We start from the raw sequence: 22,097 nt of genomic DNA on the forward strand, positions 1-22,097 counted from the left end.
AATCGTTAGGCTAAGCGATAAGTTCCAACACGTGGGTTGCAATCATTGCTTCCTCGTTGGTAGGTATAACGCGTATGGTAACCGCCGATTCGCTTAAGCTAATCACGCTGTCCCCTTTGCTGTTCGCCTCGTTAGAAAATTTAACCCCCAGCCAATGGCAACGGGTTAAGATTCTTTGGCGCACATCGGCATCATTTTCACCCACACCGCCGGTAAAGACGATCTGTTCTAAGCCTTCTAGTGCGGCAGCTAAACGGCCAATTTCTAAGGCGGCGCGATAGCAGAACATCTCAATGGCTTCTTCGGCTTCCGGTTGCTCCGCGCGATGAAGTTCGAGCATATCGGAGCTGATCCCTGAAACACCTAACCAACCGCTTTTTTTATAGATCAGTGCTTCTAGCTCATCGGCATCCATTTGGTGCTGACGTTGGAGGTAAAGCAGCACGCCCGGGTCAATGTTGCCGCATCGACTGCCCATAGGTAAGCCGTCCACGGCAGTAAAGCCCATAGAGGACGCAACTGAAATGCCTTGTTTAATCGCACACATGCTTGCACCGGCACCTAAATGACAGACAACCGTATTCAGTGATGGACTCTGGCGTTGATTAAGTTGGCGCTGAATAAATTCGTACGATAAACCATGAAAACCATAACGCCGAACGCCTTCGTCTGTGTATTGCCGAGGCAGGGCGTAGTTTTTTTCTAAGTTACTTTGTTTACTATGAAACATCGTATCGAAACAGGCAACTTGCGGCAGATTAGGGGCAAGTGCTTCACAGGCTTCAATCAGACGAAGGTTGTATGGCTGATGTAACGGCGCAAGAGGAATAAGTGCGCTTAATTGCGCTTTAATCTCGTCACTGATTACGCAAGGTTCGCTAAAATCGCTTCCGCCATGTACAACACGATGACCTATGGCGACTAAGCTACTTTCAGGTAGGTGCTGATTCAGCCAGTTTAAAATTGTTTGTAAACATGCTTGGTGGCGCTCTTCCTTCGGTACCGATAGGTAATCTGGCGAGCTTTGCTCAAGTGTCGCGCCGCTTGCATCTTTAACTCTAAAGCGGGGGGTATTTAAAATATTCCCTAACTTAAAGCCATACAATAAGGTAAGCGCCCCATTTTTTAATTCAAAAAGGGCGCACTTTAAGCTAGAAGAGCCACCATTAACGGTCAGAATTGTCTTCATAATTAGAATTCTTGTGATGAACCATATGGGACGCAAGTGCGCAGGATGCTAAACGGGCTAATGTTTTATCAGCACGACTGGTAAGGATGATGGGTACTTTAGCGCCCAATGCTATGCCTGCAGATTTGGCATTCGCTAAATAAATAAGCTGTTTAGCGATCATGTTTGCCGCCTCTAGATCGGGAGCCAGAAGAATATCGGCATCACCTGATACATCAGAGACGATATGTTTATCGATGGCGGCTTGTTGGGAGATGGCATTATCAAACGCTAACGGTCCATCCAATAAACCGCCTGTAATCTGTCCGCGATCAGACATTTTACACAGCGCTGCAGCATCAATGGTGCTTTGAATATTAGGTTTTACTTTTTCAACGGCTGAAAGAATGGCCACTTTAGGTACATCAACGCCTAAGGCGTGGCAGAAATCGATCGCATTTTGCGTGATGTCGGCTTTGCAGTAGAGGTCTGGCACTATGTTAATTGCCGCATCCGTAATAATCAGCGGTTTATGGTAATTAGGGATATCGAACACAAACACATGACTTAAACGTCGTTCAGTACGAATACCTTTTATTTTGTGTACCACCGCGCGTAATAACTCGGCTGTGCCTAAATGGCCTTTCATTAATGCTTCTGCTTCACCGCGTTTGACGATCTCGCAGGCTATTTCGGCAGCGGCATGGCTGTGTTCAGTATTGATAAGTTCAAAGTCGTTGATGTTGAGGTTTTGCTCCTCAGCAACGGCGCGAATTTTGTTTTCTGGGCCTACAAGCGTAGGGATAATCAAATTATGTTCTGCTGCCTCAACAGCACCAATAAGACTGTTACTATCAACAGGGTGGGCAACAACTGTACGAATTGGGCGTGCTTTTTCAGCTTGTTTTATAAAAAACTCTAGCTGATCATGCAGGGGCGGTTTCTCTTGAATAACCATTGAGACCTCAGGAACTTTATCAAAAAGTAACATGCTAATATCCCTTTTAATGCGGTGTATTAACACTAGAATATACTAAGCCAATGACTTAATTATGACGCACTGCAGCATTAGTTCTACTGATATATATCATTTTAAGTTGAAGGTTTCAAAAAATAGCGTTTATAAAGGCAAGGTCTTTACGACTATCATGCTAATAGACGTGATTGGCATGGGCTTTCTCCTTGTGCGAAAGGCTCAACAGGCCAATAATTGATTCATCGCTTTATGTACACTTCTATCGGTGTGAGCTGCTAGGATAGGAGGTAGAATAGGTTATAGTTAAAGCAGATGCGGTATAATGTGCTGTATCGGGCTTTCAGGCTGCAACGATTGCGCTTTATGGGGTGAGGAACGTTCATGGGATTTTTGATCGATTGGTTTTTGGATTTTTGGGATAATATGCCCGGTGGGAAAATAAGCCGCGCGTGTTTTTCGGTAGTGACGCTTGTGGTTATCCTCTCTATGCCTTTGGGGGTTTATTGGAGCTTTACGCCTGCGGCGTTTGATCCTATTGCTGAAGCAAAAGCGGATGCACAGGAACGAGGGCTTGAATCCACGACGGGTTATACCACGGTTTTTACGTTGTATCGCTTGGTTGATACCTTACTTCATAAGCCGGGTGGGTACATTAGCAATGATGTAACACCTCCGGGGCTGTGGCTAGATAATATAAGTAACTGGGAATATGGCGTGTTGGTGCAGTCTCGTGATTTAGCGAGGGCGATGCGTAAAGATTTTAGCCGCTCCCAATCTCAATCTGTAGAGTATTTAGCGCTGACAGTGGCTGAACCGCAACTCAACTTTGATGCCAATAGCTGGCTAATCCCTTCGTCTGAATCACAATATAAAGAGGGTTTAGACGCGTTGTTAAGTTATCAGCTGGCGTTAGCGAGTACTGAGGAAACTGAAGCGCAGTTTTTTGCCCGAGCAGATAATCTTAATAACTGGCTGGGTGATGTACAAACGCGTTTGGGAAGCTTATCTCAACGCTTGAGTGCCAGTGTAGGTCAGAAGCGTTTGAATACCGATTTAGCTGGGGATGCCGAGGCGGAACAATCAACGGTAGTCGCGAGTGAGACCGAAATTAAAACCGCATGGCTAGAGATCGATGATGTCTTCTTTGAGGCGCGGGGATCCGCATGGGCTTTATTACATATTCTGAAAGCGATCGAACATGATTTTGGGGGTGTTTTAGATAAGAAAAATGCCCGTGTGAGCTTGCGACAAATTATACGTGAGCTGGAAGCCACGCAAGATACAGTATGGAGCCCTATGATCCTTAATGGGGGGGGATTTGGCCTTTTTGCAAATCACTCTTTAGTGATGGCGAACTATATTTCCCGTGCGAATGCTTCAATTATCGATTTGCGTGAGCTTTTATCGCGCGGCTAAGCGTTTAGATCGATTTTGTTGACCAAATAAGAGAGCTTTTGCTCTCTTTTTTTGTATTAGGGCTACACTGAATGATAATAATGGCAAAGGGGGAGGATTATGCCACGCCGTTTTATCAGGCACCCTACGGGGATACCTATTCAGATCTCTATACCTAATTGCAATGCCGACCTACCTGAACATAGATCCAACTGCGATGCTCATCGTGTGCAAACGAATGATATTAGTGTGGGTGGGCTTTCTTGTGAATCACCCGAAATCATGAATGCAGGGCAGGCTGTAGAGGTGGAAATCTGGTTAAATAACCCATCCTTTAAAACCATTGGCCATGTTCTATGGTGTAAAGGACAGGGATCTGGCTATCTTGTGGGTATTGGCTTTTCTGACTTCGCGACCGCGTATTCGGTCAGAATGGTCGAGCAGGTATGCCATATTGAAGAGTATCGTAAGCAGATACTGATTGAAGAGGGGCGAGACTTGAGCTCTGAAGCCGCAGCAGAAGAGTGGATTGGTAAATACGCTGCGGATTTTCCCTCGTACCCTTGTTAACTGATCTATAAAACACAACAGCCTCATGGGTACGCAATCGGTGTCCAGCTATTCTAGTAACTGGCCCACAACGGTCATCGAGGTCACCACTTAAAGAAGGGGTTGAACCTCGAGGTTACGCTCTTTGCTGATCAGCCATTCGCCATCTACATTTTTAATGATAAGACGTTTGCGGGTTTTATCTTTGTAGCCGTTCGCCGCTTCATAGCTGATCCAGAAATCAACACTCACCATTGAGTCGGTTTGTTGGATATTCATAAATGGGCCGCGCTCTAACTTAATCCATTCGGGCGTTGTTAACGCGGTGTGTCTCTGTTTTAGCCAGCGCTGATGGGTCTTATATGCACCATTGAAGGTTGCGGTATAGGTGAATATATAATCTTCGTGGTTCTGGGCTTGCCATGCATGCTGCCACCGATCAATTAACGCTGTAGCCTCAGTCAGGGGAGACTGTTCAACAGCAACGGTGGCCGTCTTGTTTTGAGCCGCTGAAGGTGCGGGCGCTTGCTGTTCTTGCTGTACATCGCCGGTCTGTGGTGTTTCGGCTAGCGTAGGGGCGGGTGTGGCATTGCTGGCGACTGTTTGAGTGTCTTGTGTTGATCTGTCTTCGGCGCTAGAGGCTTCGACATTCTTCACTGCGTTTTGCGCTTCAGCCGTCATAACGGCCTCGACAAATTTATCGTCAGCCTTAGCTGGTACTGCCTGCGTTTTGGGTGTTGCTTGTTGCTTTTGGGCTTCGATCAATGCCATCTGTAGGCGATTGTTCTCTATTTTCGCTTCTGTTAATTCTGTTTCTAGTTGTAGTAGTTTTATCTTAACTTCAGTCTGGAATGCGTCTGCGGGTATAGGCGCTGCCGGTTTCGCTGCGATGGTTTCAGCAGGGGTGTTTGGCGATGTGTCTGTGACGTCGCTGGTTGCAGCGATTGTGTTGCTGGCTTTAGGCGCATCTTTTGACACGCTAGGCGGTGTAACGCTGACATCGTTAGGGGCTGCGGTTCCTGACGCTGTAGGTGCGGCTTCAGCAAAAACGGAGGAGGTCGTCGTTGAGGCTGCCACCGCTTCAGCGGGTTCATTTTGAAACAAGAAGTGGTTTATACCTACCCCTAAGGCCAAAATGAGAGCAAATGCGAGGGCAATCATACCTGAGTGATTGGCATGTAAAGGCTTGTTGCCGTGTTCACTGCTCACAAAGTCTTTGCGAGTAATAACATCTTTATGGATCAGAGGTGGCAGCAACGCTTTAAGGCGACTAATACGGCCCTCTGTTTGTTCGATCATTAGGAAATCAGTGCCTATCTCGTAAGGCGTGGGTGGTAGGCCTTTGATCGCAGATAGGTAGTATATATATCCTTCGATATCATCTGTTTGAAGAGGATCTAGGGTGACTTCGGTTTTAATCCAGTTATGAAAATCAGCTTCTGGCGTCTTACCTGTGTGAATCACTAAATAATCTTTGCGAACAACGATCAGCTTTATGGCGCCGGCGGTTGTTTCTGATGTTAAGCAAAGTTGTTTGAGTGCGTCAGCTACATCGACAGATGAATCTATCGCTTCTTGATCAATGACGACTAAGCAATATTGTCCGGCGGCTTTTGTATCACGTAGTGCTTGAATCAGGTCTTTTTTCTGTTTGGGGACCTGGAGGCACTCGGCTAGCTCGGCATAAAACTGAGAGGGTTTTGTGAGTGCAGTGTCGAGTCGTACAACAGGCACCCCTTTATGTTGGTAGTCGCTAATTAGCTCAGAAACGAGTGTTGTTTTACCTGTGCCTTCTACCCCTTTAAGGATAACTGCACCGTGGTTGTCGAGAGCGTCACGCAAAGCATAAAGCGCTTTCTTGTAACCCCTATGTCGATACGGGGTGGTTACAGGGTGCGCGCTATTATCTGATCCGTTGTTACTCTCAGCATGAAGCTGATTTTCCTGTAGCATGATTAAGGCTAATCTCGATTACATTTTATATGTATAAGTTAGCTGCAATTATATTCCTTTTGGATACGACTTCCAATTACAGAGTGTGTTAACTGCTCTACTCTTAACGGCGGTAGAGCAGGTTGCCAATGAGCTTACTGCTCAATCGCTGTTTTTAATGTGTCTTGATAGGGCGGCCAGCCCATCGCTTTGCCACCGAGCAAGTGTAGATGTATATGGTAAACCGTTTGGCCACCATCTTCATTGCAGTTAAACACAGTACGGTAACCGCTTTCATCAAAACCCATCTGTTTAGCAATGGTGGCAGCACTTTTGACCATATGACCAATCAAAGAGGTTTGCGTTTCACTGATATCATTGAGCGTTGATATGTGTGTGCGCGGAATAATGAGCAGATGCGTGGGCGCTTGGGGATTGATGTCATTAAAAGCAACGACGTGTTCATCCTCATAAACGATCTGTGCCGGTATCTCTTTATTGATGATTTTGCAAAAAAGGCAGTCCATGTTTCTCTCTCGATAAAGCTTTTCTAGCAGTATAGCGAGATTCGTTGATGTTAAACAATAGCGCTTTATTGCTGCCCCGTAGGTTGTGCTGTGCTCTGTATGTGCCGTTGGGGGGGCAACGGCATTATCCTTTGAAAGGCCTGTTGCTATTGAGGACTACGGTGGAATGCTCCTCCTTTTATTCCCTAGATCCATCGGGATTAATGTAAATCAATGTGGCGGTAAGTTGGTTTTAAAAAACGATAAAAGCCTTAAACTGGTAGGCTTCTGCCAAAAACGTTGATATAGGTGCTATAAAATGTATTTTTTGGCAGATGTTTCTTTGAATTTACTGAATTATGCCGATAAATTAAGTCCAATTAGTGGTGAATGTAGTTATAATCAATGGCTAAATTGATAGTAGGGTTGTTTGGGTAGATGACGAAAGGATTGATCTGTTCTCTAGTAGCTTTAGTGACATGTTTTTCTGTTACCAGTGCGGTTTCCGGTGAGCTATCTGACGCTCCCTATGGCTTATCAGAGGGAAATGAAGCGCTTTTATTAAGCGGTTTAAAAAATCTGAGTAGTCATGAGCTAGATTCTGCGTTAACTGATCTTAAGCAGTTGACTGAACGTCGTCCTGATTTTCGTCTTGCACAGCTTGTCTATGCGGATATCTTATCTGCTCAGGCACAAGGGGCACCGTTAAGCAGTTCAGGTAGTCATAGTGATAAACAGAAAATCGATGGTTTAATCTCTGAGGCGAAAGTGCGCTTATTGATGGAGATGGAAAAACCATCGGCAGATATGTTGCCTGCTGATATGTTGAAAATGTCAGAAAATCAGAAGTACGCGGTGGTTGTTGATACGCGACTTTCTCGATTGTTCCTCTTTGAAAATCACGAGGGTGTCCCTGTTTTAGTTAACGATTTTTATGCGTCTTATGGGCGTGGGGGCGTCGGCAAAGAAAAAAGAGGGGATCTGAAAACACCGTTAGGCGTTTATTTTATAACGGGTCGTTTAGAGGATGAAAACCTCCCTTCACGTTATGGTTCAGGCGCGCTACCTCTTAATTATCCCAATGTTTGGGATGAGCGGTTGGGTCGTACTGGCAACGGAATATGGTTGCATGGTTCCCCCGTTGAAACCTACAGCCGCCCACCTAAAGCAAGTGAAGGCTGTATCTCCCTAACCAACCCCGATTTTATCGAGTTAGATCAGAAAATTGATTTTAAAGACACACCTGTACTGGTTGGACACAATATTCGTTGGATTAAGAAGCAGGACTGGTTAGCGCAAAGCGAACGGTTTAATGGCTTAATTGAACGTTGGGCCGCCGATTGGGAAAGTTTGGATCATGGGCGCTATATTCAAAACTATGGGGCCAACTATACCGATGGAAAAAGAGATTTTGAGGCGTTCTCCCGCTATAAGCAACGGGTTAATAGCAGTAAAAAATTCATCGATATAAACATTAATGATTTAAGCTTATATCGCTACCCCGATAACCCTGATCTAGTTGTCGCGACGTTTCGGCAAGACTATAAAAGTAGTAACCTTCAGGGTGAGTCAATCAAGCGTCAGTATTGGAACTTTAAGGATGGTCGTTGGCGTATTGCCTATGAAGGTAAACCCTCGTCAGGTAAACCCTAGTCCCCATGACTGAATCCGGCCCTATACTTTATGAATGCGTCTGAACTTTTACTGCAAAATATTGATGAGCACCAAGTTGTGCGCGTTGATGGCGGACCTGCTTGGGTTGCTAAGCTAGTTGAGCAAGTTCAGCACTATTACCCTGAACACCTTCACTGTCATGGTGAGCTTGAGTTACAGGGGTTACAGTCAGCGTTGGCTGAATACCTCGCTGTAGAACCCAGTGCCTCGCTTATTTTACAAGCCTTAAAAACGCGCTTGGCGACCGGTAAAAAGCTGCTTATTACCGTGCAGTGCGATAGCGTGGATGCGCAAGCGTTAACCTACCTCCTTGGTTTACCCTCCATTTGTGATGAGCAGGGTGTTGCGGTCATTATTGTTTTGGTCAGTACACCTCAGTTGGTCTCCGTCTTAAAATCCCACTCTGCATTAGCCGCGAAGCTCGATGGTTACTATCAGGAACACTTTGATAGTGCGGTATCAGTGGGGTTTAGTGTTAAGCAAAAGGTCCTCGCGGGTTTGATTGTGTTGGGGGTCGGTGCCGCGACGTGGTATGGCATCGGCGACGATTTTACAGCAGAGACACCGGTTGCTACGGCCACCGATAGGGCGGTGTCACCGGGAAATGGCGTGATCGAGGTTAGTGGTGACGCGGCGGTAGATCTGCCTGCGGTCAACAAAGCCGTCGATGCTGGCTTGGACGTGGACGAAACGGCTGAGATCATCGCAGAGATAACTGAGCCAGCCCCTGTGGTAAAAACTCAGGATCGCAGTCCTTTAAGGGTGATCACTCCGGAAGAGATCGATGCGGATCCGGCATTGGTTGCGGATCTGATTGCGGTTGTGAAGCAGGCAAAAAGTGGCTTAAACACTGATACTGAAACGGTAGAAGGTCATAGTGCTTCTGTGGTGAATGCGGATAAGCCTTATGAGATGGAGGAAACAACGTCATTGGCCGCGGCCTCTTCGGCGCGTACCTCTGAATCAGTAATCGCTAAACAGGCGTTGGTGGGGCGAGATATACTTAAAGTTGTTTCGACGACGTCCGGTAAACCGTCTAGCCATCCTCCGTTGTTAGAATCTACCTCCTCAGAAGCGAGGGCTAACACGGTGACGGCCTTCAATAATGAAGAGGAGGTTAGGAAGGTCTTTGGGCGCTGGCATCAGGCGTGGCAGTCCCAAAATTGGGATCTATACATTGATAGTTATATTCAAAATATGGCGCCTTATGGTGTGGACCTCCCTGTTGATGAGTGGCGTCGATTTCGGAAGCAGCGCTTATTATCACCTGAGTGGATTAAACTGACATTTGGGACACCGACATTTACACGTTTAAACAGTCACTGGTACCGGGTTGAGTTTTATCAGCGTTTTGAAAAGCCGGGGTATGCAGATGAGACAACAAAACGGTTGGAGTTACAGTTAACCGCCGAGGGTTGGAGAATCGCATCAGAAGCAGCTAATGGAACGGTGGTACTCAAACGTCCAGGCCCAGCTCTCTAATCGTTTTAGGTTTATTCATTCTTGCTGTCATAAAAAAACGCTCCTAAAGAGCGTTTTTTTATGTGTCGTTTAAGTGGGTGTTTGCTAAGGCCTTAGTGTATCAACCCGAGACTTCTTTCTAAGCTGATTTTCCACTGGCCGGATGTATTCACCATGAGGACGCGTTTTTTGACCGCATCTTTATAGGTATCAGACTGGTAGCGTTGCTCAAAGCGTGCTTCGACCAAGTTAGGGCTGAGACGTTTGATAGTGATATTACTCACATCAACGCGGATAAAGGCGGGTTTGGATATGCGTTGTTGGCGCTGTGTAACCCATTGGTTATGGTTTAGTTTTGCATTCGGGCGATAGACGTCGGTATACGCATTAATATAGCCCTGATGATCTTTGTTGCTCCATGCGCTGGCCCAGTTTTGTAAGTGTTGGGTTACTTGCTGCTCAAGCGTGTCTTGCGCATCACTAGGCAGTGCTTTCGCAACAGGTCGAGAGACCTGTTGGCTTTGACCTGCGGTTTCAACGACGCTGCTTGGTGACGCGATGGGTGTCTTAGGGGATACAGTCGTGTTTTGGCTAGGCGGTGCTACAACAGCCACTTGAGCTGTGGCTTGCGCTACTTTAATCGCTTTAGCGGGTTCTTTTGTTGTGTCAGGCAGGTGAGGCTTTTGCTCTACCTTTGCCGCTGAAAGTTGTATAGGTGTGCTTGCGGTTGGGTTGCTAACGAGGAGTAACTGGTCAGCGCTATTGCCCGATAGATCGCTAGGTACACGGTCAATCATTGTCAGTTCAGGGCCTGTAGATACGCTGCCCAGATCCAATGCTTTACTATAGGCCTGAGAGGCGAGTGTTGCGTAAAGCTCTTTTAAGTTGCTATGCACTTGTGCATAACTAGGGTGCGTCTGGAAAGCCTGCTGTAATGTTTCGATCGCTTTAGGGAAATTACCCTCTTCAGCATAAATAACCGCTAGATTGTTAAACGCTTCCGGTCGGTCAGGATAGGTGGTCATTAGGTTTTGGAAAATAGCTTTAGCGGACGCTTTATCTCCCATCTGATTAGTAATGATACCTTTCGTCAGCTTAGCAGCTGCCATATTAGGGTTGTCAGCGATCAGTTTATCGATGCCTGAGAGCGCTGCTTTATGTTGTCCCTGTTGGCTTAGCTTTAGAATGTTAGCAATCTCAGGCGATGTTTGCTGAGGTGTTGGTGTGCTAATACTGACGGTTGTAATGTAATCTTGCGGCGGTTTGTTGGCCTCATCTGTAGAGGAGGGCGTGCCGTTGACTCGGTTTTCTTTTTCTTCAGCGAGCCATGCATGTATCTCTGACAGCTTGCTGTTCATCCATTCATCATCAATATCTGCCGTACGCATGTCGGCTTGTGCTGTCGCTTTTTCTGGGTCGCAGCTATATTCATTAGTGCGGCCACCGTTATAACAAAAGCCGGTATCGGATGACTTAACAGCGGTTTTTTGTGTAAGTGCTCCGCAGCCCGTTAGAATGGAGGCTGAAATAATAGCGCTAATCGCTGTGCGGAGTCGTTTGTTTTTGATGTCTAGTTCGAATATCTGCATGGATTAAGGCGTGTCAAATGATGATTTAGGGGATGATTATACCCATATAGATAGGCATGTCATATTTTAAAATGGCATTTTTCCATACTGGTTAGATAGTTGAATTAATGGGAAAATGCTAAGTTATAGAGAGAACCTACGAAAGCGTTTGATCTGCGACGTTAAGGGTTGTATCTAGGTTCTTAAGGCGTAACTGGCCGACTAATTTAATAGATGAATACAGGACGCTATTCAGTGATAAAAGTGAAACAAAGTTTAGCATTGCTCATCATGCTCATGTTTTCTGGGACGGTACTGTCAGAAACAGAAGGCGAATGGGGTTATCCAATGCAGCCCGGTGAGTCGGTGTGGAGCATTGCCCATGAACTGCTGACGGATTGGCGAGAATGGAAAACCATCGAACGCCTCAATAATATTAGTAATGATCGACAGATGTTACCGGGCACGGTGCTTAAAATACCGCGCTCGTTAATTAGAGAGCGCCAGTCAGACATTACCATTCTTGATGTAAGTGGTACGGTGACTGCCCAAGTTGTGATGAATGACGGCTCGGTTAAAGCCCATTTACCCCTTGTTCGAGGCCAGAGTTTAGGCCAAGGCGACCAGATTAAAACCTCACCTCAATCATCGGTGTTATTAGAGTTTGATGATGGTACGCAGGTTTTAATTCTTGAAAATAGTTTACTTAAAATCAAGCAAGCGACGGTGGTTGGCAGTAAACGTAAGGTTGTGGATATCAAGGTCTTCCTTGAAGAGGGTGAGGCAGAGATTAGAGCGAATCCAGCTAAAGTGCCCGGTTCGCAGTTTTTAATTGATACGCCAGTTGCGTTTGCGACAACTAAAGGCACCACATACCGTGTACGTGCAAAAGAAGCGAGTACGGCTGCAGAGGTTATCGAAGGTAAGATCGGTGTAGAAAATAGGTTAGGTGGCACAACGGTAGGTCAAGGGTATGGAACCTTAGCTAAAGCGAACCAGCCGCCCGCTAAGCCGAAAAAGCTTCTTCCTGCGCCGGAGTTACCTGATTTAAGTGCACCGATTCATTACCTCCCAGGTAAATTGGTGTGGAATGAGTTAGAGGGAGCGGCTAAATACAGAGGGCAGATATCCCCTGATCAGCTGCTTACCTCGATTACCTATGACTCAATATCTAATCAGCCAAAAATGGGTTTACCGGCATCGCTTCAAGATAAAACCTACTGGCTCAGGGTGAGCGCAATTGGTGAAGAGGGGTTACAGGGCTTGTCTTCTGTACAGAAAATAACGGTTGATGCCCGTCCTTTCCCTCCGGTTCGCCAAGCGCCGCGTCCATCGGATGCTATCTATTCAGGCGAGGTTGAGTTTATCTGGTCACGTCCGGAAATGGCTGAACGCTTCCAAATGGATATCGCCACTGATCAGCGTTTTGAAACGGTGACCCTGCACGAAGAGGAAATATCTGATACGCGGTTTACTGCCACGATTATGGAGCCTGGTCATTACTATTGGCGAGTAACCAGTGTGACATCGCAAGGCAAAGTGGGTCCTCTCGGTTTGGCTGGTGAGTTTACGGTGAAGCCTGTTCCGGCTAAACCTGAGTTGCAAGCACCGGTGAGTAGTGAGGATGAAATGTTCTTTAGCTGGAATGCAGAGCAGGATATTGCGTACTACCAACTGCAACTTGCTAACGATCAGGCCTTCAATGATATACAGGTTGACGAAACCACAGAGCGTGCTGAATTAGCGATTGATAAGCCGCAGCCTGGCACCTACTACATACGTGTTAGAGCGTTTGATGCAGATGATTACGCAGGGGAGTGGACGGCGCCGCAACAGGTTGAACAGCCTATTGAAAATTGGTGGCCATTGATCTTCTCCGGTGCGGCAACGTTACTGTTGATGTTGTAATGCGAGAGGGCGTCCGGTTTTTAGCCCTATCGATCTTGTCGTTAGTGATTGTGATTTTAGTTGGCTCTTCCTCATTAACGGTTTGGTTTGATCGGGTCGCTTATGACGTGCTTAATCAGTACTACGCATCTGTTAACTATGCGGCGTCTGACGTGGTGTTAATTGATATTGACCAAGCGAGTATTGATCGTTTTTCGGGCTGGCCGTTTGATCGTAGTGTTCACGCAAGGGCGATAGACGCGCTTAACTCGGCGGATGTTTCATCGATTACGTACAATGTTGCGTTTGTGGGTGCCCGTGGAACTCTGGGCGCTGGTGATGAGCAGTTGATGGATGCGATTAAGCGGAGCGGGCGTGTTGTATTACCGTTGATTGCGGAAAATAATCAGGAGTTAAAGCCTCTAGATAAGCCTGAGCTGCCGGGGGCTATTCTGGGTCATGCGGACCTCTCTTTGGATGAGGATGCCCATCTTCGACGTCACTACCTTTATGCGGGCTTGGGTTTCCCCCGTTGGCCTAGTTTATCCCTAGCGTCCCTCTATATTTATGCCCCCGTCAAAGCAGATGATTTTTCGGGCTTAAGAACACCCTATCTGCACGTTGGCTTTTCTAAATTATGGAGCCGTGATTACGAGCTACTTTTACCCTTTGGTTTAGCTTCGTTTAGCGATCGGGTGTTACGTTACCCGTTGTGGGCTTTGCTGGAGGGTAAGATCCCGGTTGAAAGAATCCGTAATAAAGCGGTGTTTGTCGGACTTAATGCGCCAACGGTTGAGGATAGGTTACAGGTCTCGTCAACGGATGCGTTTTTCTCCACAGAGGTCCATGCATTTCTTTTTAGCACATTAAACCGAGGTTATACCTTATCTCCCTCCCTATCAGTGTGGGCTGTGACATTAGGTGTTTTGGCAACATTATGCTGGAGTATGGTCTTGGCGCGCTTGCCTTTAGACTTGCGGTTGCTCGGCCTGAGTATGTTATTACTGTTGCTGAGTGTGCCGGTTTGGTTGTTATCATTTGGGTACTGGTTAAGCATCATGCCGATGTTGGCGGGTATTAGTTCGATGAGTGTTATCTTAATGTTTGGGCGGGTATTGGATTTTTGTGTAGGTATAAAAAAGCCCCAGATTAACTGAGGCCTTATATGAGCATGTTTAATGCTTAACTATTTTGCTCGCGGGCAATAGCGCGGTAAGCGATATCTGTCCGGAAGTAAGCACCTTCCCAGTTGACCTGCTTTAAGAGTTCATAGGCGCGCTGTTGCGCATCAGTGACCGTATCACCGAGTGCTGTCACACATAGAACGCGACCGCCAGCAGTAACGACGTTGCCATCGACTAGCTGGGTGCCAGCATGGAACACTTTCGTTCCTTCAGGGTAGTGGCTAGGAAAGCTGATTACATCACCTTTACCATAATCACCCGGATAGCCGCCGGCCGCCATAACGACACCTACGGCTTTACGGTCATCCCAATCAGCAGTTGTTTGATCAAGCTTCTTGTCGAGCGCTGCATTACACATATCGACGAGGCTAGATTTTAAACGCAACATAATCGGTTGTGTTTCAGGGTCACCAAAACGGCAGTTATATTCGATAACTTTCGGTGTACCATCCGCTTGAATCATGAGGCCTGCATATAAAAAGCCAGTGTACTCATTGCCTTCAGCTTTCATGCCATTTACGGTCGGCATGATCACTTCATCCATGATGCGTTGATCAATCTCAGGTGTGACTACTGGGGCAGGGGAGTAAGCGCCCATACCGCCGGTATTAGGTCCTGTATCACCATTGCCTACACGTTTATGATCTTGGCTGGTTGCCATCGGTAGCACATGGTCACCATCGACAATAACGATGTAGGAGGCTTCTTCACCTTCAAGGAACTCTTCAATAACGACTCGGCTACCAGCTTCACCAAAGGCGTTGCCCGCTAGCATATCTTTGATGGCATCTTCGGCTTCTTGCAGTGTCATCGCTACGATAACGCCTTTACCTGCCGCTAACCCATCCGCTTTGACAACGATTGGTGCGCCTTTTTCGCGAACATACGCTAGGGCTGGTTCTATCTCTGTAAAGTTTTCATATTCAGCCGTCGGAATGTTTTGACGGGCGAGGAAATCTTTAGTGAATGCTTTAGAGCCTTCCAGTTGAGCGGCGCCTTGGGTCGGGCCAAAGATGCGTAGACCTTCGTTTTGGAAATGGTCAACGATGCCTGCCACAAGCGGTGCTTCAGGTCCGACGATGCTTAAGTCGATGCGGTTATCTTTAGCAAAAGCAGATAGGCCTTCAAGATCCATTACGTCGAGAGCAACGTTTTGCATCTTAGCTTCTTGTGCTGTAGCGGCATTACCCGGTGCGACAAAAACATGATCTACATTTGAGTCCTGGGAAACAGACCATGCTAACGCGTGTTCGCGGCCACCTGAGCCAATAATGAGTATGTTCATTTTCATTAATTCCTAAACAGTAAACCCCGCGTCTGATTTTTTCAGACCGGGGTTTTTGGCAATAAGCTTACCTAGGGTTTACGTGGCTAGGGTTTAGCCTACCGAGTAGGCCTATTGCAAAATGTACTTAGTGACGGAAGTGGCGCATGCCAGTGAAGACCATAGCCATGCCATGTTCGTTCGCTGCATCAATCACTTCTTGGTCACGCATAGAGCCACCAGGTTGGATGACGGCTTTGATGCCTGCTGCTGCGGCTGAATCAATGCCGTCGCGGAATGGGAAGAAAGCGTCAGATGCCATCACGGAACCTTTAACTTCTAACCCTTCATCAGCGGCTTTAATACCTGCAATCTTCGCGCTGTAAACGCGGCTCATCTGGCCTGCGCCAATACCGATTGTCTGACCGTCTTTAGCATAAACAATGGCGTTGGATTTAACCGCTTTCGCAACTTCCCAGCAGAAAAGTAGATCACGGATCTCTTTTTCTGTTGGTTGAACTTGGGTTACGACTTTAAGTTCAGATGCATCAACACGGCCAAGATCGCGATCTTGGACAAGCAGTCCACCGTTAACGCGTTTGTAATCGAAGCTGTGTGCGCGATCTGCGGACCATTCGCCGCACTGGAGTAAGCGCACGTTTGGTTTAGTCGAAATAATATCTGATGCTTCTTGGGTCACGGTAGGGGCAATAATTACCTCTACAAATTGACGCTCAACGATCGCACTGGCGGTTGCTGCATCTAGCTCGCGGTTGAACGCAATAATGCCGCCAAATGCTGAGGTTGGGTCAGTCTGAAAAGCACGGTTATAGGCTTCCAGAATGTCTTTACCTATAGCAACACCACATGGGTTAGCATGTTTAACGATAACGCAGGCCGGTTCATTAAATGGTTTTACACATTCGAGTGCTGCATCTGTATCTGCTACGTTATTGAAAGATAGCGCTTTGCCTTGTAGCTGGCGAGCGGTTGCAACGGACGCTTCTGCCGGATCTGCTTCAACGTAGAATGCCGCACGCTGGTGAGGGTTCTCACCGTAACGCATATCTTGTGCTTTGATAAACTGTGTATTGAACGTGCGAGGGAAAACAGCGGGTTTGTCCTCTTCACTTTCAACGATCGCGCCTAAATAGTTTGCGATCATGCCGTCGTATCCTGCTGTATGCTCGAACGCTTTAACGGCAAGGTCAAAGCGTGTTGCATGGGATAGGCCTTGCTGTTCATCTAATTCAGTTACGATAGCATCGTAATCAGACGCATTGACGACAATCGCAACATCTTTATGGTTTTTCGCAGCGGAACGCACCATTGTTGGACCACCAATGTCGATGTTTTCAATCGCCATAGGCAGGTCGCAATCTGGACGAGCAATGGTGGCTGCAAAAGGGTAAAGGTTCACAATTACCATATCGATAGGCTGAATATCGTGTTCGGACATGATGCCATCATCTTGTCCGCGACGACCTAAGATACCGCCATGCACTTTAGGGTGCAGAGTCTTTACGCGGCCATCCATCATTTCAGGAAAGCCTGTGTAATCGGATACTTCAACTGCGGGGATATCATTTTCTTTTAGTAGCTTATAAGTGCCACCTGTCGAAAGGATCTCAACGCCGCGAGCGTTTAGGGCTTGTGCGAATTCAACGATACCTGATTTGTCTGATACGCTGATCAAAGCACGGCGAACGGGAGTGATGTTCTCTGCCATTGTGTCTGGATTCCGAGTAGTCAAAAAAATGGGGGATTAAAGCAAGCCGTACTGCTTCAGCTTTTTACGAAGCGTACCGCGGTTTAGACCCAGTAACTGGGATGCTTTAGTCTGATTATCTTTAGTGTATGTCATTACCGTTTCAAAAAGAGGGGCTTCAATTTCAGAAAGCACCATCTGATAAACATCGGTTACAGGCTGTCCATCAAGTTGACGGAAATAGCTGTTTAATGACTGCTCTACATTATCGCGTAAAGTATGATTCGCAGCTTCAGTTGAGTTGGGAGCGAATGTTGGTTGTTTAATCTCTTTATATTCCACAGTACTTATTATCCAATCTATTAGGCGGCTACGCCATTATTTAAAGCGCTATCGAAATAGTCCTCGATAGAGGCGGCCTGATCTGCTGCTGTTTCAATGATGTTAAATTGTTTACGAAAGCTGTTTCCGTTAGCGGTATCCTGCAAGTACCAACCTACGTGTTTACGCGCAATGCGCACACCTAAGTATTCACCGTAAAAAGCATGTAACTCTTGCACGTGCTCTAACAGAATGTCCCGGATCTCCTCCAGCTTGGGAGGGGGCAGAATTGTACCTGTTCTTAAATAATGATCAATCTCTCTGAACAACCAAGGCTTACCTTGAGCGGCTCGACCAATCATGACCGCAGAACAGCCCGTATGCTGAAGTACTTTCAATGCCTTTTCGGGTGATGTGATATCACCGTTTGCGAAAACGGGCATCGAGATAGCTTCACTAATACTGGCGATGGTGTCGTACTCTGCTTCACCTCTATATCCGCAGCTGCGCGTACGGCCATGTACAGCGAGTGCTTGGATACCTGCATCTTCAGCAATACGTGCCACGGTTAGGGCGTTTTTATTTGTTGTATCCCAACCGGTTCGTATTTTGAGTGTTACAGGTACATCGACGGCGGAGGTTACTGCGTTGAGAATATCGTTTACGAGTTGCTCATCTTTCAGTAACGCGGACCCTGCCGCCTTGTTGCAGACTTTTTTAGCGGGGCAGCCCATATTAATATCAATAATTTGAGCGCCACGTTGAACATTCATGATCGCTGCATCAGCCATCATTTCAGGATCTCCACCTGCAATTTGAATAGAACGAGGTTCTACTTCACCGGTATGGTTTAAGCGGTGAGCAGATTTACGTGATTTCCATAATCGGGTATCTGAAGTCACCATTTCTGACACAACTAGGCCTGCACCCATGCGTTTACATAACTGGCGGAAAGGCCGGTCGGTAACGCCTGCCATTGGTGCCAAAATTACTTGGCTGTCAATGGTGTATGGGCCAATAGTAAACATACTGTGCCTTAAAAAATGGTTAAAAAAACACCCGCAGTATCACGAATGACACTGTTAATAGAGGTATCTGGGAGGCGGATAATCATACTCCTAAGGAGCAAAGTCTCCAAGGATTTTTTGATGATTTTTTGTACAATTCGAGCTTGATTTTTTATTGCTCAGGCGCTAGTAGCTCGACCGTATAATTAATTGCACGCGTGCTGGGTAGCATGAGTTCAAGTGAGACCTGGACTGGTTGATTGATCGGCATTAAGGGGGCGTTATCGTCAATTAGATTGAGATAGCTGGTGGGCTGAAAGGTACGCTGAGCGATGGTCCGTCCCTTTAGATCGGAGAACGTCAGTTTAAGCGCGGGGAAGGATTGCTTAAAGGGGGCGCTGTTCAGCAGAATTAAGTTGGCACTAATTGCGCCCTCTATTTTATCGTGAGGGGCGATCACTAATTTTTGGTTTTGGATTTTATCCAGTTTAAAGCGCGGTGGGATATGACAGTCTATCTGCTGGCACACTACGCGGTAAACGTCTTGATAGGGTGCTTGCCAGTAAAGTTCAGCGCGATTAAACCATGCGTATTGTGCAACGATTCCGATGATTGCCAGTAGTAGGGTTAACAACCAGAGTAGGTTTTTTTGTGGCGCTTTTTTAGGGGAGGATGAGAGTACAATCGCTTCCCTTTCGATGGTTAAGGTTGGTATAGGTGTGTTAGGTTCAGCGGCTGTTTTTATGGCGATTTCATACCGTTGAGTCGGTTGTTTTTTTGTGTGGAGCTGCTGATCGGTTAATTTGTTGTTTGTTTCGTCTGCTGTGTTGTTGTGGGGATGAGCAGGTGCTGTGTCGGGGGGCGCCGGAATGGTTCTGCTCTGTTGCGCTTCCGCTGGGTTAGTTGCCGAGTGAGTGGGTGCTTTATCTGATGGGTGAATTGCCGTGCTGACAGGATCGCTTTTTTCTTCATGCTCGGTAGCTGAAAAGACGTTTAGACAGTTCCCGCACCGGACCTGCCCATGGGCAATTTTTAGTTGCCCATGGGTCACTTTAAACTGTGCTTTACAGTGGGGGCATGTGGTAATGATGCTGTCTTTAAGCATAAGGCGTTGGCATTACCCTTTTTTTGTTCCGGTCACTCTTATCCATCCCTCTTTTTCAGCGACGGGGTCAAGATCAAACCATGTTGAATAAGCGGCTCTGATCTCTTCCTCTTGTGCGCTCAATAAGCCTGAGAGGCATAATTTTCCCTTCGGTTTAATTAGGCTAGCAAGGGTAGGGGCCAGTTGAACCAACGGGCCAGCTAAAATGTTGGCGACCAGTGTATCGGCGAGGTCTGTCGGTGCATTTTCTGGTAAAAAGACGTGAAGTATATCGTCGGCTAAGTGGTTGCGAGACAGGTTATCTTTGGTGGCTTGGAGTGCTTGTGGGTCAATATCTACGCCAATAGCTTTGTTGGCACCGAGCAGAAGGCCAGCAATGCCTAAAATACCGGAGCCGCAACCGTAATCAATAATATATTGGCCATCTAATGTTTGTGCGTCTAGCCACTCTAAGCATAATGCAGTTGTTGGGTGTGTACCTGTGCCAAAGGCTAAGCCTGGATCAAGTAAAAGGTTGACCGCTGAGGGGTCAGGAATCTCTTTCCAGCTTGGGCATACCCAAAGGCGACGACCGAACTGCATCGGGTGGTAGTTATCCATCCACTCACGTTCCCAATCCTTGTCTTCCAATATCTCTGCATGGATTTGCGGCGTTGATATCGCGGGGAAAAGCTGCGCATGGGCCTGTGTTAAAAAGCGAAGCGTTTGCTCAAGGTTATGCTCGGCGGCAAATAGGCCAGTGATTGTGGTGTTACTCCAAAGGGGAGTCGTACCTAAATCAGGTTCGAATATAGGTTGATCTTCACTGTCTTCAAAGGTGACGGCTGCACATCCGGCGCTTAATAATAGATCTTCGTAAGCTTCAGAGTTCTCGGGATTAGTTTTAATTTTTATTTGCAGCCAAGGCATGATTCATTCTTCCATATCGGACAGTTAGACTGGGCAATAGTATCAGTGATCAAGGGTTGGATGAATAGTTAGACGTTGTGCTGGAGCAATAAAAAACCCGCTTGGTAGCGGGTTTTTTATTGGCATGGGAGATTATAAGCCGAGTTTCTTCTCAAGGTAGTGGATATTAACCCCACCCTCTTGGAATCTACAGTCTCTTACAATCTCTTGCTGAAGCGCTATATTGCTTCGTATTCCGTCAACAAACATCTCGTCTAACGCAATGGTCATACGTTTCAATGCTGTCTCACGATCTTCACCATAACTGATAAGTTTGGCGATCAGTGAATCGTAATGAGGCGGAACGGTATAACCGTTGTAGATGTGTGAATCTACACGAATGCCGTTACCGCCTGGAGCATGAAAGTGCTTGATCGTACCTGGGCTTGGAAGAAACGTTTTAGAATCTTCTGCGTTGATACGGCACTCAAACGAATGGCCCTGTATTTTTATATCTTCCTGTTTAAAGGAAAGCGGTAATCCAGACGCGATACGTAATTGCTCTTTTACAATATCAACACCGGTAATCATCTCTGTAACCGGGTGTTCAACCTGAACACGTGTGTTCATTTCAATAAAGTAAAAGCCGCCATTTTCGTATAAGAACTCAAATGTACCTGCGCCACGGTAACCAATTTTGATGCAAGCATCGACACAGGCTTTAAGTACTTGTGCGCGAGCCTCTGGGTCTAAGTGAGGTGCGGGTGCTTCTTCGACCACTTTTTGGTGACGGCGTTGCATTGAGCAATCACGGTCATAAAGGTGGATCGCATTCCCTTGACCGTCAGCCAGAACCTGTACTTCTACGTGGCGTGGGTTCTCGAGATATTTTTCCATATATACCGTGTCATCACCGAATGCCGCAGCGGCCTCGGATTGTGTCACGTGAATGGAGTTAATAAGTGATGCTTCGGAATGGACAACACGCATACCGCGTCCGCCACCACCGGCTGCCGCTTTGATAATAACCGGGTAGCCAATGCGTTCAGCAATTTTATAGGTTTGCTCTGTATCATTATCTAATGCGCCGTCAGAGCCGGGAACTGTAGGTACACCCGCTTCTTTCATCGCTTCGATGGCTGAAACCTTATCACCCATTAAGCGAATAGTTTCCGCTCTTGGGCCGATAAATGTGAAACCTGAACGTTCAACTTGTTCAGCAAAATCAGCATTTTCCGCTAAGAATCCATACCCAGGGTGGATACCAACTGCATCGGTAACTTCAGCCGCCGCAATGATGGAGGGGACATTCAGATAGCTTTTTGCTGATGATGCAGGACCTATGCATACAGCTTCATCAGCTAAGCGGACGTGCATGAGATCTTTGTCTGCTTGAGAGTGGATCGCAACAGTTTTGATATCCAACTCTTTGCAAGCGCGCAGAATACGAAGCGCAATTTCGCCTCGGTTCGCTATGACTACTTTATCTAGCATCGAAAGTGAT

The 22,097-nt window shown here is 46.8% G+C and carries 18 protein-coding genes; 6 read left to right on the plus strand and 12 right to left on the minus strand.

From position 1 onward, the window contains the following. Positions 1-10 precede the first annotated feature (10 nt). Both A3773_RS03465 and A3773_RS03470 read right to left on the minus strand, forming a co-directional pair. Positions 11-1,189, minus strand: a complete 1,179-nt coding sequence (locus A3773_RS03465; RefSeq protein WP_067983131.1) for an acetate/propionate family kinase — start codon at positions 1,187-1,189, stop codon at positions 11-13. Next, positions 1,167-2,159, minus strand: a complete 993-nt coding sequence (locus A3773_RS03470; RefSeq protein WP_082800536.1) for a bifunctional enoyl-CoA hydratase/phosphate acetyltransferase — start codon at positions 2,157-2,159, stop codon at positions 1,167-1,169. The genes A3773_RS03465 and A3773_RS03470 overlap by 23 nt, the downstream gene beginning before the upstream one ends. Positions 2,160-2,525: 366 nt before the next feature. On the opposite strand from A3773_RS03470, the gene A3773_RS03475 reads away from it, so the two are divergent. Together A3773_RS03475 and A3773_RS03480 are read left to right on the plus strand one after the other, a co-directional pair. Then, on the plus strand, positions 2,526-3,560 hold the full coding sequence (locus tag A3773_RS03475; RefSeq protein ID WP_067983133.1) for a DUF2333 family protein: 1,035 nt from the start codon (positions 2,526-2,528) through the stop codon (positions 3,558-3,560). A gap of 99 nt (positions 3,561-3,659) precedes the next feature. Continuing rightward, positions 3,660-4,109 (plus strand): PilZ domain-containing protein, encoded by a 450-nt coding sequence (locus tag A3773_RS03480; RefSeq protein WP_067983135.1) that lies wholly within the window; start codon positions 3,660-3,662, stop codon positions 4,107-4,109. A 90-nt stretch (positions 4,110-4,199) separates the two neighbouring features. Here the strand turns inward: A3773_RS03480 and A3773_RS03485 are convergent, their stop codons facing one another. After that, positions 4,200-6,041, minus strand: coding sequence for a L,D-transpeptidase Cds6 family protein (locus tag A3773_RS03485; RefSeq protein WP_067983137.1), 1,842 nt, complete (start codon positions 6,039-6,041; stop codon positions 4,200-4,202). 134 nt (positions 6,042-6,175) lie between these two features. After that, positions 6,176-6,547 carry a histidine triad nucleotide-binding protein gene (locus A3773_RS03490; protein WP_067983139.1) on the minus strand — a complete coding sequence of 124 codons (372 nt, stop codon included), beginning with the start codon at positions 6,545-6,547 and terminating at the stop codon, positions 6,176-6,178. 417 nt (positions 6,548-6,964) lie between these two features. Here A3773_RS03490 and A3773_RS03495 point away from each other — a divergent pair, with 417 nt between their 5' ends. Then, complete coding sequence (locus A3773_RS03495) at positions 6,965-8,179, plus strand: L,D-transpeptidase family protein (protein WP_067983141.1); 1,215 nt, start codon at positions 6,965-6,967, stop codon at positions 8,177-8,179. A 30-nt stretch (positions 8,180-8,209) separates the two neighbouring features. Beyond that, entirely contained in the window at positions 8,210-9,682 is a 1,473-nt protein-coding gene (locus A3773_RS03500) for a L,D-transpeptidase Cds6 family protein (RefSeq protein ID WP_067983142.1), read from the plus strand. A gap of 92 nt (positions 9,683-9,774) precedes the next feature. On the opposite strand, the gene A3773_RS03505 is transcribed toward A3773_RS03500, so the two are convergent. After that, positions 9,775-11,250: a L,D-transpeptidase Cds6 family protein gene (locus tag A3773_RS03505; protein WP_067983143.1), complete on the minus strand. Its 1,476-nt coding sequence runs from the start codon at positions 11,248-11,250 to the stop codon at positions 9,775-9,777. Positions 11,251-11,493: 243 nt separating this feature from the next. Here A3773_RS03505 and A3773_RS03510 point away from each other — a divergent pair, with 243 nt between their 5' ends. Continuing rightward, on the plus strand, positions 11,494-13,137 hold the full coding sequence (locus tag A3773_RS03510) for a FecR domain-containing protein (protein WP_197462719.1): 1,644 nt from the start codon (positions 11,494-11,496) through the stop codon (positions 13,135-13,137). Beyond that, positions 13,089-14,273, plus strand: coding sequence for a CHASE2 domain-containing protein (locus A3773_RS03515; RefSeq protein WP_156473429.1), 1,185 nt, complete (start codon positions 13,089-13,091; stop codon positions 14,271-14,273). Before A3773_RS03510 ends, A3773_RS03515 begins: the two co-directional genes overlap by 49 nt. Before the next feature lie 25 nt (positions 14,274-14,298). Here A3773_RS03515 and purD read toward each other — a convergent pair whose 3' ends face one another. From purD to accC, 7 genes are all read right to left on the minus strand, one after another. Then, the gene (purD, locus tag A3773_RS03520) at positions 14,299-15,585 is read right to left on the minus strand and encodes a phosphoribosylamine--glycine ligase (RefSeq protein WP_067983148.1); all 1,287 of its coding nucleotides are present in this window, start codon (positions 15,583-15,585) and stop codon (positions 14,299-14,301) included. Between the two features lie 127 nt (positions 15,586-15,712). Continuing rightward, positions 15,713-17,293, minus strand: a complete 1,581-nt coding sequence (gene purH, locus A3773_RS03525) for a bifunctional phosphoribosylaminoimidazolecarboxamide formyltransferase/IMP cyclohydrolase (protein WP_067983150.1) — start codon at positions 17,291-17,293, stop codon at positions 15,713-15,715. A 36-nt stretch (positions 17,294-17,329) separates the two neighbouring features. Continuing rightward, positions 17,330-17,614, minus strand: coding sequence for a DNA-binding transcriptional regulator Fis (gene fis, locus A3773_RS03530; protein ID WP_067862124.1), 285 nt, complete (start codon positions 17,612-17,614; stop codon positions 17,330-17,332). A 20-nt stretch (positions 17,615-17,634) separates the two neighbouring features. Continuing rightward, on the minus strand, positions 17,635-18,621 hold the full coding sequence (dusB, locus tag A3773_RS03535) for a tRNA dihydrouridine synthase DusB (RefSeq protein ID WP_067983152.1): 987 nt from the start codon (positions 18,619-18,621) through the stop codon (positions 17,635-17,637). A 151-nt stretch (positions 18,622-18,772) separates the two neighbouring features. Then, on the minus strand, positions 18,773-19,705 hold the full coding sequence (locus A3773_RS03540; protein ID WP_067983154.1) for a DUF3426 domain-containing protein: 933 nt from the start codon (positions 19,703-19,705) through the stop codon (positions 18,773-18,775). 12 nt (positions 19,706-19,717) lie between these two features. Further along, the gene (prmA, locus tag A3773_RS03545) at positions 19,718-20,614 is read right to left on the minus strand and encodes a 50S ribosomal protein L11 methyltransferase (RefSeq protein WP_067983156.1); all 897 of its coding nucleotides are present in this window, start codon (positions 20,612-20,614) and stop codon (positions 19,718-19,720) included. Positions 20,615-20,746: 132 nt separating this feature from the next. After that, a complete protein-coding gene (gene accC, locus A3773_RS03550) occupies positions 20,747-22,087 on the minus strand; it encodes an acetyl-CoA carboxylase biotin carboxylase subunit (protein ID WP_067983161.1) in 1,341 nt (446 codons plus the stop codon). Positions 22,088-22,097: the final 10 nt, after the last annotated feature.

This window comes from Neptuniibacter pectenicola (assembly GCF_001597735.1).
Taxonomy (GTDB): Bacteria; Pseudomonadota; Gammaproteobacteria; order Pseudomonadales; family Balneatricaceae; genus Neptuniibacter; species Neptuniibacter pectenicola.

Excerpts from the sequence above, each read along its gene's own strand:
- prmA (WP_067983156.1), bottom strand. The coding sequence starts at position 20,614 with ATGCCTTGGCTGCAAATAAAAATTAAAACTAATCCCGAGAACTCTGAA.
- A3773_RS03500 (WP_067983142.1), top strand. The coding sequence starts at position 8,210 with ATGAATGCGTCTGAACTTTTACTGCAAAATATTGATGAGCACCAAGTT.
- A3773_RS03495 (WP_067983141.1), top strand. The coding sequence starts at position 6,965 with ATGACGAAAGGATTGATCTGTTCTCTAGTAGCTTTAGTGACATGTTTT.
- A3773_RS03540 (WP_067983154.1), bottom strand. The coding sequence starts at position 19,705 with ATGCTTAAAGACAGCATCATTACCACATGCCCCCACTGTAAAGCACAG.
- A3773_RS03480 (WP_067983135.1), top strand. The coding sequence starts at position 3,660 with ATGCCACGCCGTTTTATCAGGCACCCTACGGGGATACCTATTCAGATC.
- A3773_RS03485 (WP_067983137.1), bottom strand. The coding sequence starts at position 6,041 with ATGCTACAGGAAAATCAGCTTCATGCTGAGAGTAACAACGGATCAGAT.
- A3773_RS03490 (WP_067983139.1), bottom strand. The coding sequence starts at position 6,547 with ATGGACTGCCTTTTTTGCAAAATCATCAATAAAGAGATACCGGCACAG.
- A3773_RS03505 (WP_067983143.1), bottom strand. The coding sequence starts at position 11,250 with ATGCAGATATTCGAACTAGACATCAAAAACAAACGACTCCGCACAGCG.
- purH (WP_067983150.1), bottom strand. The coding sequence starts at position 17,293 with ATGGCAGAGAACATCACTCCCGTTCGCCGTGCTTTGATCAGCGTATCA.
- A3773_RS03465 (WP_067983131.1), bottom strand. The coding sequence starts at position 1,189 with ATGAAGACAATTCTGACCGTTAATGGTGGCTCTTCTAGCTTAAAGTGC.
- purD (WP_067983148.1), bottom strand. The coding sequence starts at position 15,585 with ATGAACATACTCATTATTGGCTCAGGTGGCCGCGAACACGCGTTAGCA.
- dusB (WP_067983152.1), bottom strand. The coding sequence starts at position 18,621 with ATGTTTACTATTGGCCCATACACCATTGACAGCCAAGTAATTTTGGCA.
- A3773_RS03475 (WP_067983133.1), top strand. The coding sequence starts at position 2,526 with ATGGGATTTTTGATCGATTGGTTTTTGGATTTTTGGGATAATATGCCC.
- A3773_RS03470 (WP_082800536.1), bottom strand. The coding sequence starts at position 2,159 with ATGTTACTTTTTGATAAAGTTCCTGAGGTCTCAATGGTTATTCAAGAG.
- accC (WP_067983161.1), bottom strand. The coding sequence starts at position 22,087 with ATGCTAGATAAAGTAGTCATAGCGAACCGAGGCGAAATTGCGCTTCGT.